The organism is Bradyrhizobium sp. 14AA, from assembly GCF_054185205.1.
The window spans coordinates 171,862-186,277 of the sequence record NZ_JAVAYM010000020.1; the positions used below are offsets into that span (position 1 = coordinate 171,862).

Sequence of the window (14,416 nt, forward strand, 5' to 3'; positions counted from 1 at the left end):
GCATACCAACGTGGGCCGATCCTCAAAGCGATCATCCCCGGGGGAGACGCGGGCGTCTGTTGCGGGACCGTTCAGGGCGGCATCCGCGATCACATCAGGGCTGGCGCCGGGCGCGGCGCGAGGGAGAGATCGTCATGCACTGGAACACCGTCCGCCCAATCGCGGCAATTGCCGGCTATGCCGCGCTTTGCTGCCTTGCCATCGGTCCGGACTGCGCCTCGGCCGCGGAATTGCTCAAAGCCCGGCTGGCGCAAAATCTCGCACCGATCTCCGGCCTTGCGATCGTCGCCAAATCGAAGGGGATTTTCGAAAAGCACGGACTGGACATCACGGTCTCGAACTTCACGTCCGGCAAGCAGTGCCTGGACACCGTGATCGGGGGCGGCGCCGACATCGCAACGACGGCGGAGGCGCCCGTCACCGCTTCGACGATGGCAAATCAGCCCATCGCCTTCGTCGCCGGCATGGAATATTCCGACCTCAAGACGGTCGTCGCGGCCAAGGCCGGCGTCAAGACCAAGGCAGATCTTCGCGGCAAGCGCATCGGATTCACGGCCGGCACCGGCAGCGAGGTTTACACGGCGACCTTGCTGAAGTCGGCCGGATTGACTGCCAAGGATGTCACCCTCGTCAATCTGCGGCCGCAGGAGATGCTGCCGGCACTTGCAGCCGGAAGCATCGACGCGATCGACACCTGGGAGCCCCATATCTCCAACGCGAAGAAGGCGCTGGGCGAAGCCGCCACCGAGCTCGATACGAAGGGCACCTATTCCGAGACGTTCAACATCGTCGTCATGAGGCCCTATCTGGACGCCAATCCGGTGCTGGTTGAGAAGTTCATCGCCGCGCTGATCGATGCCGAGATCTGGGTGAAAGCACACCCGGATGAAGCAATCACGGCGGTGGCGGACGCGGTCGGAATGAAGCGGGATGAACTCGCCCCGATCTGGGCCGACTACGTTTACCGGGTGCGTCTCGACGACCGGCTGATCGAGATTCTCAAGACTCACTCCGCATGGCGCCTCGAGAGCGGCAACCATCCTCCGGGAGCGGTGATGCCCGACTTCAGCAAGGTCGTCGTCACCGAGCCGCTGAAAAAGGTGGATCCCGCGCGCGTCACGCTGTCGTGGAAATAGGCACCCGCACGGCCATGCAGGACGCCACTTCAACGCGACGAGAGACTGCCATCCGCGCTGACGGTCGCACCCGGCGACCGGATCCGGTTCGTCTTCGCCGACTCAATATTCTGGTCGGGACGCTTTCGATTCCCTTGTTCGTCGGCCTCTGGGAGTTGGTCTCGCGTTCGGGAACCGTCAACATGGTGCTGTTTCCGCCGCCGACGGTGGTTGCTGTGGCCGTTCTCGAGTGGATACGAAGCGGCCAGTTCTTTGGCGATCTGCTGGCCAGCCTCTTTCGCGTCACCACGGGATTTATCGTGGGCGGCGCGCTCGGCATCCTGCTCGGTGTTCTCACCGGCCAATTCCCCGTCATTTCGAGCTTGCTGTCCCCGCTGTTCCACATCCTGCGGCCAATTCCGCCGATCGCCTTCGTGCCGATCGTCATCCTCTGGTTCGGCCTGTCGGAGGCGGGGAAATTGTTCCTCGTCGTATGGGGCGTATTCTTCACGGTATGGCTTTCGACCCATATCGGCGTGCAGAAGGTCGACCGCGGCCTGATCCGGGCGGCATTGATGCTGGGCACGCCCCGACGGCAGATGCTCCAGGAAATCGTGCTGCTGGGCGCGCTTCCCTACATCGTGGTCGGGTTGCGCACCGCCGTCAGCATCTCCTTCTACACGCTTGTCGCAGCCGAACTGGCCGGCACTTTCGCCGGCATTGTCTACCGGATCGAGATTGCGCAGCAGAATTTGCAAACGGGGCAGGTCATGGGCGGGCTCGCAGCGCTCGGGTTGATGTCGTTCATTGCCGACCGGCTGTTTGCGGCTCTTGCGGAACGTACCGTCTGGTGGCGCTGATGTCGGGACCTCGATCGATCATGAAACTGGCCGTGGCAAATTCGCCTGCTTCCGTCGAACAGGCGCGGAAACAACCGGCCATTCAAGTCTCGAACCTCAGCATCGTTTTCGACACCAACCGCGGGCAGATCATCGCAGTGGACCGCGTTTCCTTCGACGTGGCGCCTGGCGAGTTCGTTTGCATCGCCGGACCCTCCGGCTGCGGCAAGTCGACGGTGCTCAATACGATCGCCGGACTGGAAGCACCGTTTGAAGGCGACATCCTGGTCGAGGGCGCGCCTGTCCACAGTCCGCGCCCCGATGTCGGCATGGTGTTCCAGCAGCCGCATCTCTTCCCATGGAAGTCCGTCCGCAGGAACATCGCCCACGGTCCCAGGATGCTCGGGAAGTCCAGGACGGAAGCGAACGCCCTCGCCGACGATCTGATCGCGATGGTCGGCCTCAAGCGTTTCGCCGACGCCTATCCGAACACGCTGTCCGGCGGCATGCAACAGCGCGTGGCGATCGCGCGCGCGCTGGCCAATCAGCCCCGCGTGCTGCTGATGGACGAGCCCTTCGGGGCTCTCGACGCGCAGACCCGGGCGGTGATGCAAGACAATCTGCTGGCGCTGCGCGACCGGATCAAGGCGACAATCGTGTTCGTCACGCATGATATCGATGAAGCCATCGTGCTGGCCGACCGCGTCCTCATCATGAGCGCGGGACCCGGCCGCATCCTGCGCGAAGTCGCGGTCAAGCTGCCGCGCCCACGGTCGAATTCTGTCATGGTCGAGCCGGCTTATCTGTCCCTCAAGAAGGATTGTCTCGACGTCATCCGCGCAGAAGGGTTGCGGGCGTTCAATCAGTCGGACGCGAACTGATCGCCTGGCGCTTGCGGATCATGAAGCGGACGCAGTGGGCTGGCACGGTTCTTGAATAATCGATGCCGGGTCTCACATGCGGAGCCGGCGATGCACAGGGCGAACAGCGCGATAGCGGCGGGTGTGATGCTGGCGGAGTCGGACGATCTCGTCAGACCGCTGCCGGGCTTGCTGGACGGTCTCAACCGGGCTGACTGCAATCGCCTGCGTGCGATCGGACGCGAAAAGGTCCTGGAAGCCGGCCAACTGATCTGGTCCCAAGGCGACGCACAGGCCGGGATCTACCTGATCAGCGAGGGGCGCATACGCAGTTACTATGCGGCGCCGTCGGGGCGCGAAGTCACGCTTGCCTACTGGTTTCCCGGCAATTTCGTCGGCGGGCCCGACATATTCGGAACGGGCCCGCACATGTGGTCATCGGTTGCGGCCGAACGCAGCCGCTTGACGTTCATGCCTGGACTTGCGTTGCGGCGACTTGCGCTGGAATCGCCGGCGATCGCCGTCGCATTGCTGGATGCCCTGGCATTCAAGGCGCGATGCTATTCTGCAATGGCCCAGATGCTCGGGACGCGCTCGGTCACCGAGCGGCTGCATAGCCTGCTGATCTTTCTGTCGCACGTCTACGGCGTGAAGCGCGACGGTGAGATCGTCGTCGGCATGCCGTTTACCCACGGCGATCTCGCCAACCTCATCGGCTCCACCCGCCAATGGGTGACGGTGCAACTCGCGCGGCTCCAGGAGGAAGGCGTAATCAGATACGACAGATCCGTGATTTCGATCCTGGATCTGTCCACGCTCGGGGAGATGGAATAACCCTTCAGCCACCAGACCTCAATTCGAACGCTGCTCCGTCGGCACCGGCCTCGAACCGCCGCGCCAGACCGATCAGCGCGCGATCATGCCAGGCCGGCGCCAGCAGGGTGACGCCCATGGGCATGCCGTTCTGCAACGTTGCGTTCGGAATGGCCACGCCGCAGAGATCGAGCAGATTGGCAAAGTACGAATAGTAGCCAAGGCGATTGTTGAGGGTGATCGGATTGCGCTGCATCTCCTCCAGCGTGAACGGGCGCGGTGCGGTCGGGACCACCAGGGCATCGACGCCCGCAAAGATCGCCTCGGCGTTGCGGCGAAGCCGGTGCAGCCGGTGAATGGCACCAAACGTGTCGATCGCCGAATAGCCGGCGGCTGTGCCCAGCACGGTCCTCGTGACATCGAGCAATGAACCGGATTCAACGTCCATGAGCGAAGCGATGGCCGAGTGCCGTTCCGCCACCCAAGGCCCGCTGAACATCAACTCCCCGGCTTGGCGGAACGGGGCGAAGTCCACCTCGATCGCCGTTCCTCCAATATGCGCAAAACGCTCGCAGGCGCGGTCATAGAGCTCGCCGCATTCCGGCATGCCGAAGCATTCGAGATCTGCGGACGCAATGCGACCGAACCGGAACGATGGCGCCGCCCCGTCGGCGGGAAGAAAGGTTCTGGGCAGGCGGCTGTAGGGATCTTCGAAATCGAACCCTTCGATGATGTCCAGGATTGCCTCGCCGTCGCTGACGGTATTGCAGAACACCGATACGCAATCGATCGTCGGGCAATTCGGCACCAGCCCGCGTGATGACACAAGCCCAACGGTCGGCTTGATTCCGACGATGTTGTTGAAGCCGGCAGGTATGCGGCCGGATCCACCGGTATCGGTGCCGAGCGCGAAGGCGACGTGTCCGGCCGCCACGGCGACAGCGGACCCGGAACTGGAGCCGCCCGAGATATAGCGCGCATCGGCAACTGACGCGCAGGGGCCATGGGGCGAACGCGCGCCGGAAAGGCCGGTGGCGAACTGATCGAGATTGGTCTTTCCGAGGCAGATTGCGCCGGCCGCTGTGAGGCGTTCGACGCTGTGTGCGGAATGCCAGGGCGTATAGCTGAACGCCGGACAGGCGGCAGTGGTCGGCATTCCCTCGACATCGATATTGTCCTTCACGCCAAAGGGAATGCCGAGCAGTGGAAGATTTTCGCCCGTCCGCGCGCGCGCCACGAGCTTATGGCATTCTTCGAGCGCCTCCTCCCGCGGGCGGAGATAGATCCAGCAATTGCGGTCGCGCTCGGCCTCGATCCGGTCATATGCCGTTCCGATCGTCTCCAGCAGCCGGGACGAATTCCTGGCGATGGCTTCGTGATTCGTCCTGAGGCGCGCGACTGACTGGCTCACCGAATATCTCCTTCTCCAACCAACAGGCTGGAAATTGCGGGAGCTCGGCGCGGCCAACAAGCAATTAAGTGCCTCGTCCAAATGGCCGCCTGGAGCGGAAACGTGCAGCTCAAACGAAAAGGGCGCCGTGCCGGAGCACGACGCCCTTGTCTTCGATCTGCCTGCGATCAGCTGGTCTGCTGGATCGCCGACGGAGGAGAGAACCTCAATTCGCCGCGAAACAATACATCAGGCCGTCGCCGCCGGTGCTCTTCAGATCGGCCTGCGAACAGCCGCCGTCGGGACCGCGCGAGGGGTGAGAGCTGTTCCAGGACTTTGACGGCTCGTCGTCGCGCAGGCCCCGGCGATCGAGGTGGCCGACCATCGCGGCGCCTTGCGTGCTCGACGTCCAGTTCTTGCAGGTGCGATCGTCCGGACCGGCAAACGCCGTGCCGTCTGGTTGAGATCCCGTGAGGATGTCATGCCGGTTCGGTTGGTCGCCAACACCATTGATCCCCTCGCCCTTCTCGCTGAGCGCGGTCTGCTTGGTGAGATTGTTGGCCGCGCCGTGGAGGTCGGCAACGTCCTTGGCGATCACCGTGCCCTTGGCGTTCTGCCACGGTCCTTTGCCGATGCGGTCTTTTGCGTTGATGGCGGGCTTGCCGTCGGCGGCCTGCGTCGAGAGATAAGCGCGCCAAGTTTTTGAACCAGCGCCGCCGGCCTGCGCCAGCTTCTGGCATTGCGCATCGGCTCCCTCCAGGCCGCCAAGATCGGCGCCCTTGCCCGGGCCGCTTGAGGTCACGAAGAACGTCATGTCGGCCGACTGCGCTTGCACCGATGGCGCCGCGAGCAAGGCGGTTGCGAGCGCGAGGCCTGAAATCGTCACGGATCTCTCGATACGGATCATCTTGTCCTCCCAATTGGATTTGTCGTTGGCCGCCTGATTTCAACCCGACGCGCGCCCGCTTATTCCAATGCCGCGATGCGAGACGTCCAAAAGAAAAGGGCGCCGTGCAAGAAGCACGACGCCCTGCTTTCTCATGTTGCCTGCGATCAGTTGGTCTGCTGGATCGCCGACAGTTCCCAGCTGCTGCCCGGACGGCGAGCGAAGGTCCAGACCTCGGTCGCCTCGCCCGGCTGCTCGCTGCCGGCGACGACCGCGCCGGTGTTGCGGTCCACCGTCTTGTCGGTGAGCGCGAAGCGCAGCGCCACCGTGGCGTAATCGGTCTCGCCTTCGCGCCAGGCTTCCGCGAGATCGCCCTGCAACAGCTTCACGTTGCTGGTCTTGTTGACGACGTTGCGCGCGCGGTTCTGGTTAAGGTCCTGCTCGAAATAGGAGACCATCTCCGGCGTCGCGAGCGTGTGCAGCTTGGCCACGTCCTCGTTCGACCAGGCGGCCTGGATCTCGCCGAGCAGACGCTCGAACGCCTCATAGTCGTCAGGCTTGATCTCGAGCGGCGCGTTGTTGGCGCCGAAGCCGAAGCCACCGAGCCCGCCGCCACCGAGGCCGCTGCGATAGTTGATCTGCGGTCCCGGGCCGGGGCCCGCATCTGCATTGGCATAGGCCGCCTGCGGCGCGTGGCGGCGCTGCCACCACGACATCGCCAGCCGCACCACGAACACCACGAGCACGATCTGGATGATCAGGCCCAGGATCGAGGACAGGCCACCGAGGCCACCGAACAGGCCGCCGCCGAACAGCATGCCGAGCAGACCGGCACCGAGGAAGCCAGCCGCAAGGCCGCCCATGAAACCGCCGGCGCGGCCGAACAGGCCGCCGCGCGCGGGAGCAGCCGCGGCCGAATTCATGCCCGCACCCGGCTGGGTGTAGGTGCGGTTGAACTGCGAGGTCGAGCCCGGCGCGGTCGTGGTCGACGGCGGAGCCGAATAGGTGCGCGAGCCGCGCGACCCCGACGACATGCCGCCGCCGACGCGGGCGTCAGCGGACGAGATCGCCAGCGCAGTCGGCAGCGCAAGCGCCAGCACGACGGCAATCGTCTTGAAGAGACTGCGGGAGCGTTGCGAGAAATTCATGTTCGTTTCCCAAATCCCCGGCATGGGGACGTGCTCCTAAGATGGGCAGCCGGAGCGAAAAGTGAAGCCGGTTTCGGAACTTGTAGCTGCGGCCCTCAGTCGCGGGGATGTGGCAAAAGCCCATATTTGGCGGGGGTTTGGCGGGAAGGCATGGGGAACCGTGGTCGCCGGTTACCGGCGGCTTTAGCCCACCCCAACCGTCGTCCTGGCGAACGCCAGGATGACGGCGGAGGATGCTGCACGGTCTGCGCATCCCACACGCGCCTACCCTCACCCCTGCTTGGTCATCGTCTCCTTCACCGCCGCCACGAGCTGGCTGAGGGTGAACGGCTTCGGCAGGAAGTCGAACTGCTGGCCTTCGGGCAGGCTCTTCTCGAAGGCGTCCTCGGCGTAGCCGGAGACGAAGATGAACTTGATGTCCGGGTTCTTCTCGCGCATCGCCTTCAACAGCGTCGGGCCGTCCATCTCCGGCATCACGACGTCGGAGACGACGAGATCGATTCCGCCGCTCTGCTCCTCCAGCATCTCCATGGCTTCGACGCCATTCTCGGCCTCGACCACGGTATAGCCGCGCGAGCGCAGGCCGCGGGCGTTCAGCGCGCGCAGCCCCTCTTCGTCCTCGACCAGCAGGATGGTGCCCTGCCCCGTCAGATCGGTGCGCGGCTTGGCGTCCGCGGCAGCGGGCGCAGCTTCCTTCGCAGCGCCATTGGCAGCGTCGGCCGCTGCCGCCGGCTGCTCGACCTGTACGTCAGGCTCGGCATGGTGACGCGGCAGGAAGATATGGAACGAGGTGCCCTGCCCCGGCTCGGAATCGACATAGATGAAGCCGCCGGTCTGCTTGACGATGCCGTAGACGGTGGAGAGCCCGAGGCCGGTGCCCTTGCCGACTTCCTTGGTCGAGAAGAACGGCTCGAAAATCTTGTCGCGGATGTCGGCGGGAATGCCGGTGCCGGTGTCGGCGACCTCGATCCGCACATAGTCCGCGGCCGGCATGCCCTTGTAGGCGAGCTTGCCCGCATCCTCGGTGGTGACGTTGGCGGTACGGATGATCAGCTTGCCGCCGTCGGGCATGGCGTCGCGCGCGTTCACTGCGAGATTGACGATCACCTGCTCGAACTGGGAGACGTCCACCTTGACCGGCCAGAGGTCGCGGCCGTGGACGAGGTCGAGCTTGACCTTCTCGCCGATCAGCCGCCGCAGCAGCATGGTGAGATCGGACAGCGCGTCGCCGAGATCGAGCACCTGCGGCCGCAGCGTCTGCCGCCGCGAGAACGCCAGCAGCTGCCGCACCAGCGTGGCGGCGCGCGTGGCGTTCTGCTTGATCTGCATGATGTCCTGGAACGACGGGTCGGTCGGCTTGTGCGCGTTCAGCAGGAAATCGTTCGCCATCATGATGGCGGAGAGCACGTTGTTGAAGTCGTGGGCGATGCCGCCGGCGAGCTGGCCGACGGTCTCCATCTTCTGCGACTGGTTGATCTGGTTCTCCAGCGCGCGCCGCTCGGTGGTCTCGAGCATGTGCACGATGGCAGCTTCCGCGTCGTTCTCGGCGGCGTCCACCGGCGTGACGAAGAACTGGCCCCAGCGCTCCTTGGTCCCTTCCAGCGCCACTTCCACCGGCGCGACGTCGGCCTGGCCCTCGGCGGCCTGGTTGATGGCCGCGATGAGCAGATGACGGTCGCGCGAATTCACCGCGCGGAAGATCGACTTGCTGGCGCTGTCGAGCCCCAGCGCCTGCCCGAGCTTGGCGTAGCGCGCGTTGGCGCGCACGACGTTGCCGCCTCGGTCGACGGTCGCGATCGCCATCGGCGTATGATCGAAGAAGCGCATGAAGCGCACTTCGGCGGCGCGGTCGGGATCGCTGCGCTCGTCGCGGGCGCGGCTGATGACGAGCGTGCGCGACGGCCCCGGGGCGCCGTCGGCGCCGAAGGCGAGCTTGTGATAGAGCCGCACCGGCATGGTCTTGCCGGTGCGCATGCGCAGGTCGATGTCGAAGACTTCCGTCTTGACTTCTCCCGGCACCGCCACGATCGCGGTGAGCAGCGAGGCGCCATCGCCGGAGACGATGTCGGTCAGCTTCAGTCCACCCGAGCCGATCTCGGCGAGGTCGTAATCGAGCCAGTTCGCCAGCGTCGCGTTGACATAGGCGAGCTCGCCGGCCGGATTGACCGAGAAGAAGCCGCACGGCGCGTGGTCGAGATATTCGATGGCGTGCTGGAGCTCCTGGAACACGTCCTCCTGGCGCTCGCGGTCGCGGGTGATGTCGGCGATCGACCACACCGCGTATTTCGCCTCGCGCTTTACGGTGCCGAGCGGGCGCACCCGCATGCGCAGCCAGCGGCCCTGGCTGCCGTCATGGCCGGAGATGCGGACCTCTTCCTGCTGCCGCTTGCCTTCGCGGGCGGCCTTCAGCAGCCGGAACACGGCTTCGGAGACATCAGGGTTGCCGATGAAGACGCGCTCGACCGGGCGCACGTCCTGCGGGCCAGAGGCGCCGGTCAGCGTCAGGTAGGCCGCGTTGGAATAGACCACGTGGCCGCGCGGATCGGTCACGGCGAGGCCGTCGAATCCATGATCGGCGATACGACCCACGACCGGGTCGTCGAGACTGCGGTCGGCGAAGCGGATGATCCCGGCGGCAAAGGCGAACAGGTTGAACAGGCCGACCATCGCCAGCACGGCGAGGATGCCGAGGATATAGGGCTGCGCCTGCGCGCGCCCGAGCGTCATCAGCCCGACGGCGACGGCGACGAGGCCGGCGGCCACCAGCAGCACCAGCGCAATGCTGCCCGAGCGCGGCGACGGCTCGTGCGTCGCAACGGGCTCGCGTGTGAGGTCGTGGTCGGTCTCGGCGGTCATCTCAAGCTGGCGCAGCCTGTCGGCAGAGAATCAACGCGCTACGGCGCGCGCGGGGTCCTCCCTGCCTGAATCGGACCCGCAGGCGCAAGGGCAGCAAGGGCGAAAGGTACGCTGATTCCCAGATTACGGCCATTTCCGGTACTTTTCGGGTATTTTATCCCCGCCCGGCGCCAAATCCGCGCTTCAGCCGCATGACGTAGCCGATAACTTCGGCGACCGCATGGTAGTGCTCGGTCGGGATTTCCTGGTCGATTTCGACGGTGGCGTAGAGCGCGCGGGCGAGCGGCACGTTCTCGACGATCGGGATATCGTGCTCGCGCGCGATCTCCCGGATCTTGAAGGCGAGGTTGTCGACGCCCTTGGCGACGCAGATCGGCGCCGACATGCCGCGCTCGTAGGACAGCGCGATCGAATAGTGGGTCGGGTTGGTGATGATCACGGAGGCCTTGGGAACCGCCGCCATCATGCGCTTCTTGGAGCGCTGCTGGCGCAATTGCCTGAGCTTGCCCTTGATGTGCGGGTCGCCTTCGGACTGCTTGTACTCTTCCTTGATCTCCTGGAGCGACATCTTTTGCCGCTGGAACCAGCTGCGATACTGGAAGAAATAGTCGCCTATGGCGATGATCGCGAGCGCCGCGACCACCGCGCCGAGCAGGTGAATGGTCAGGCTGGTGGTGGCGCCGAGCATGGCGGCGGGATCCAGCTTGACCATCGCTTCCATGCGATGCCGCTCGGGCCACAGGATCACGGTCATGACCGCGCCGAGCACGATCAGCTTGCCCAGACCTTTCAGGAAATTCGCGGCCGCCTGCTTGCCGAAGATGCGCTTGAAACCGGCCCCGGGCGAGAGCTTGCTGAACTTGGGCTTGAGCGATTCGGCCGACCACACCAGGCGGTGCTGGAGCATGTTGCCGGCGATGGCCGCCAGAACCAGCATCAAGAGGGGCACGCCGATCGCCGCGAGCACGGCGAATTCGATCTGCTGCATCAGCGCGAGCAGAGCCCTGCCGTCGGTCTTGATCATCCAGGAATTGGCGAGCAGGTTGCGCATCGGCGTCACCAGCCCGCTGCCGACCGAGCCCGAGAAGCTCGACACCACGAGCATGCCGCCCGCGATCATGAACCAGGTGTTGATCTCCTGGCTCTTCGCGACGTCGCCGCGTTCGAGCGCATCCTCGAGACGCTTTTGTGTCGGGTCTTCTGTTTGACTCTCTGGATCGTTGTCTTCCGCCATCGATCCCTCGTTACTTGAGCGGCATCATCTGGTGCATCACACCGATGAAATAATCGAGATACGTGCCCATCATCGCGGTGAGCACCACGGCGAGCACCAGGAAGCCGGCGAAGATCGAGAGCGGCACGCCGACGAAATAGACCTGCATCTGCGGCATCAGCCGCGCCAGCACGCCAAGCCCGATATTGAAGACGAGGCCGAACACCAGAAACGGTCCGGACAGCTGCAGGCCGAGGCGGAACGCGGCGGCGAAGGCCCGCGTCGCCAGGGAGGCGACGTCGCCGCTCGACACGGTCTCGCCCGGCGAGAAGATCGTGTAGCTGTCGTTCAGCGCTGCGATCACCAGGTGATGGCTGTCGGTGGCAAACAGCAGCGTCACCCCCAGCATGGTCAGGAAATTGCCGACCAGCACGCCCTGCTGTCCCTGCGTCGGATCGACCGAGGTGACGAAGCCGAGCCCCATCTGCTGGGCGATCACGGAGCCCGCGACCTGCAGCGCCGACAGCGTCACGCGCGCGGTCGCGCCCAGCACAATGCCGATCGCGATCTCGTGCAGCATCAGCACCAGCAGCGGCGCCAGCGAACCCATGTCGACCTGATAGGCGTTGCGATGCAAGGGCAGGATGATCAGCGTGAGCAGCAGCGCGATCGACAGCTTGATCCGCGTCGGGATGTTGGTCTCGCCCAGCCCGGGCAGCAGCATCACCATCGCACCGACCCGGGCGAAGGCGAGCATGAAGGAAGCGGCGAGCGCCGGCAGCAGCGAGACGTCGATGCGCATGACCGGCGCATTGTGCCTCAGCCGCCGATGATTCGCGACGAGATCCGCAGCATGTGGGCGTGGAGCGAGTCGGCCATGAATGGCAGCGCCAATAGCATCGTGGCAAAGATGGCCAGTATCTTCGGCACATAGATCAGCGTCTGCTCCTGGATCTGCGTCAGCGCCTGGAACAGCGACACGATCACGCCGACCACGAGGCCGACCACCATCAGCGGCGAGGACACAATCACGATGGTCCAGATCGCATCGCGCGCGACGTCGAGGGTTTCCGGTCCGGTCATTGCACAATTCCTTTGTTCATTTCTGCCTCCCCACCGCTATTCCGAGCGATGCGAAGACCTCTCCCCTCGTCATTGCGACCGAAGCGAAGCAATCCAGACTGCCGCCTGAACGATTCTGGATTGCTTCGCTTCGCTCGCAATGACGACGAAAGCCGAAAAATCAGATCGGCATCTTCATGATGTCTTCATACGCCGCGATCACGCGGTCGCGGACCGAGACGAGCGTGGACACCGCGACGTCGGTGTCGGCGACCGCCGTCACCACGTCCATCACGTTGGCCTTGCCGGCGGCCATCGCCACCGTCTGCGCATCGGATTTGCGACCGGACTCCATGACGCTGCCGACAGCGTCTTTCAGGAGCGAGGCGAAGGATTGTCCGCTGGGCTCGCTGCCCTTGCCGGCGCCGCTGTTCTCCAGCACGCGGGCGAGGTTGGCATAAGCATTGGCGGCGATTGTCGGTGATGCCATGGCTTAAATATCCCGTTCAGCTCTTGAGGATGTCGAGGGTGCGCTGGATCATCCGGCGCGTCGCACTGATGATGTTGAGATTGGCCTCGTAGGACCGCTGCGCGTCGCGCATGTCGGTCATCTCGACCACCGAGTTCACGTTCGGATATTTGACGTTGCCGGTCGCATCCGCGGCCGGGTTGTTCGGCTCGTATCTGACGCGGAAGCTGGACTGGTCGGGCTTGATCCTGCCGAGGGTGACGACCTGTGCGTCGAGCGTGCGGTCGAGCGCGGAGGAGAAGGTCGGCACCTTGCGCCGGTAGGGATCGCCGCCTGACGTCTGCGAGGTCGAATCCGCGTTCGCGATGTTCTCCGAGATCACCCGCATGCGCCCCGCCTGCGCCCTGAGGCCGGAGGTCGCGATCGCCATCGAGCGGGCAAAGTCGCTGCTGTCATTCGCCATGATGTACCTCCTCTAGCTCTAGCCCTTGCCTATCGCGGTCTTGAGCAGGTGCAGGCTCTTCGAATAGAGCGAGGTCGCCGCCGCGTAGTCCATCTGGTTGCTGGCGGCCTTCATCATCTCCTCTTCGAGATTGACGGCGTTGCCCGCGGGGCGGGTTTCGAAGCCCGCATTCTTGTTCTGGTCGAATCCGGAGGCCGCGCCTGATGGCGTCATGTGGGTGCCGCTGGTGCGGGTGAGCGCCAGGGGGCCCATCGAGCCCGTGACCGCGCCTGATTTGTCGAGTTTCGGCTCGACCAGGTCGCGCGGCCGGAATTTGGGCGTATCGGAGTTGGAGACGTTCTCGGACAGGACGCGCTGGCGTTCCTGGTGCCACTGCATCTTGGTGCGAAGCGCCGACAGCACCGGGAGGTCGTTGATGGACATCGTTGCGGTTCCTTCCGCCCTCAGACCTGTGTCCGAAGCTAGGCAGAATTTGCCGCGTGTATGGTTAACAGGTGGTTAAAGATGGCAATAAGGATGATCCGGGCACATGTCGCCCGCCCGGACACGAAGGCGCGCCCCGTGATTCTACGCCTCCAAAAGCAGCATTAACCCAACCGCTTGGCGGTACATGCACAGGCCAAGAAGTCGTTTTGGATCGAGCGATTCATAGGTTATTAAGAGTTGGGGACGGCAAAACTTGCCGTGGGACGTTAAGAGATCGCAGTTTGGGGCATCGTGGGCCGGTGGTTGGCGCGTCTGACCATGGGCACGAGAACAGCGCCATTTGTCGGGGACTAGTATGCAAGGCAGCCCTATCACCTTCATCGTCGCGTTCATCGTCGTTCTGGCGTTGATCGGCGTCGCTGCATGGCTGGTTCGCCGATTCGCCTCCAGCCGGATCGGCGCCAACACCCAGCGCGGCCGGATGCCCCGGCTCGCCGTGATCGATGCTGCCGCGGTCGACGGCCGGCGCCGCCTGGTGCTGGTCCGGCGTGACAATGTCGAGCATCTCCTGATGATCGGCGGCCCGACCGACATCGTCGTAGAGCCCAACATCGTGCGCGCCGCGCCCGGCCGCGACCAGCTTCCGCAGCGTCCCAACGCCGCCGAGCCGCCGCGCCTCGCCCCGATGCCCGACGCCGGCGGCTGGGCCGACGAAGCACCGCGCCCCGAACTGCTCGATCATCCCGAGCCGCAAATGCCCGAGCCGCCGCCGCGCCCCGCGCGCCCGTCCTTCGCCGACGAGGTGCGCCGCCCCGCGCCCGCTCTGGCCGAACGCCGCAGCGAGCCGCCACTGCCCGGCTTCCCGCCGGAGCCGAT

General features: G+C 64.7%; 15 protein-coding genes. 5 read left to right on the plus strand and 10 right to left on the minus strand.

Translation table 11 applies throughout. The annotated features are described in order from the left end of the window. Positions 1-134 precede the first annotated feature (134 nt). The 4 genes from RAD15_RS30575 to RAD15_RS30590 all read left to right on the plus strand — a co-directional run bounded on the left by RAD15_RS30575 (position 135) and on the right by RAD15_RS30590 (position 3,648). Positions 135-1,136: an NrtA/SsuA/CpmA family ABC transporter substrate-binding protein gene (locus tag RAD15_RS30575; protein ID WP_458182000.1), complete on the plus strand. Its 1,002-nt coding sequence runs from the start codon at positions 135-137 to the stop codon at positions 1,134-1,136. 134 nt (positions 1,137-1,270) lie between these two features. Beyond that, on the plus strand, positions 1,271-1,975 hold the full coding sequence (locus RAD15_RS30580; protein ID WP_458182001.1) for an ABC transporter permease: 705 nt from the start codon (positions 1,271-1,273) through the stop codon (positions 1,973-1,975). 20 nt (positions 1,976-1,995) lie between these two features. Continuing rightward, on the plus strand, positions 1,996-2,835 hold the full coding sequence (locus RAD15_RS30585; RefSeq protein ID WP_458182029.1) for an ABC transporter ATP-binding protein: 840 nt from the start codon (positions 1,996-1,998) through the stop codon (positions 2,833-2,835). 90 nt (positions 2,836-2,925) lie between these two features. Next, positions 2,926-3,648 (plus strand): Crp/Fnr family transcriptional regulator, encoded by a 723-nt coding sequence (locus RAD15_RS30590; protein WP_458182002.1) that lies wholly within the window; start codon positions 2,926-2,928, stop codon positions 3,646-3,648. A gap of 4 nt (positions 3,649-3,652) precedes the next feature. Here RAD15_RS30590 and atzF read toward each other — a convergent pair whose 3' ends face one another. From atzF to flgB, 10 genes are all read right to left on the minus strand, one after another. Continuing rightward, positions 3,653-5,038, minus strand: coding sequence for an allophanate hydrolase (atzF, locus tag RAD15_RS30595; RefSeq protein ID WP_458182003.1), 1,386 nt, complete (start codon positions 5,036-5,038; stop codon positions 3,653-3,655). A 205-nt stretch (positions 5,039-5,243) separates the two neighbouring features. Further along, positions 5,244-5,924 carry a lectin gene (locus tag RAD15_RS30600; RefSeq protein WP_458182004.1) on the minus strand — a complete coding sequence of 227 codons (681 nt, stop codon included), beginning with the start codon at positions 5,922-5,924 and terminating at the stop codon, positions 5,244-5,246. 146 nt (positions 5,925-6,070) lie between these two features. Further along, positions 6,071-7,075: a Tim44 domain-containing protein gene (locus RAD15_RS30605; RefSeq protein ID WP_458182006.1), complete on the minus strand. Its 1,005-nt coding sequence runs from the start codon at positions 7,073-7,075 to the stop codon at positions 6,071-6,073. Positions 7,076-7,321: 246 nt separating this feature from the next. Then, a complete protein-coding gene (gene cckA, locus RAD15_RS30610; RefSeq protein WP_458182008.1) occupies positions 7,322-9,907 on the minus strand; it encodes a cell cycle histidine kinase CckA in 2,586 nt (861 codons plus the stop codon). A 154-nt stretch (positions 9,908-10,061) separates the two neighbouring features. Further along, positions 10,062-11,141 carry a flagellar biosynthesis protein FlhB gene (gene flhB, locus RAD15_RS30615; RefSeq protein WP_458182010.1) on the minus strand — a complete coding sequence of 360 codons (1,080 nt, stop codon included), beginning with the start codon at positions 11,139-11,141 and terminating at the stop codon, positions 10,062-10,064. Positions 11,142-11,151: 10 nt separating this feature from the next. After that, entirely contained in the window at positions 11,152-11,922 is a 771-nt protein-coding gene (gene fliR, locus RAD15_RS30620) for a flagellar biosynthetic protein FliR (protein ID WP_458182011.1), read from the minus strand. 17 nt (positions 11,923-11,939) lie between these two features. Then, positions 11,940-12,203: a flagellar biosynthesis protein FliQ gene (fliQ, locus tag RAD15_RS30625; RefSeq protein WP_011088555.1), complete on the minus strand. Its 264-nt coding sequence runs from the start codon at positions 12,201-12,203 to the stop codon at positions 11,940-11,942. Between the two features lie 160 nt (positions 12,204-12,363). Then, entirely contained in the window at positions 12,364-12,672 is a 309-nt protein-coding gene (gene fliE / locus RAD15_RS30630) for a flagellar hook-basal body complex protein FliE (RefSeq protein ID WP_122402438.1), read from the minus strand. Between the two features lie 16 nt (positions 12,673-12,688). After that, positions 12,689-13,114: a flagellar basal body rod protein FlgC gene (flgC, locus tag RAD15_RS30635; RefSeq protein WP_458182013.1), complete on the minus strand. Its 426-nt coding sequence runs from the start codon at positions 13,112-13,114 to the stop codon at positions 12,689-12,691. A gap of 18 nt (positions 13,115-13,132) precedes the next feature. Further along, complete coding sequence (gene flgB / locus RAD15_RS30640; RefSeq protein WP_458182015.1) at positions 13,133-13,537, minus strand: flagellar basal body rod protein FlgB; 405 nt, start codon at positions 13,535-13,537, stop codon at positions 13,133-13,135. A gap of 358 nt (positions 13,538-13,895) precedes the next feature. On the opposite strand from flgB, the gene RAD15_RS30645 reads away from it, so the two are divergent. Then, on the plus strand, positions 13,896-14,416 hold a 521-nt coding region (locus RAD15_RS30645; protein ID WP_458182016.1), incomplete at its 3' end, for a flagellar biosynthetic protein FliO.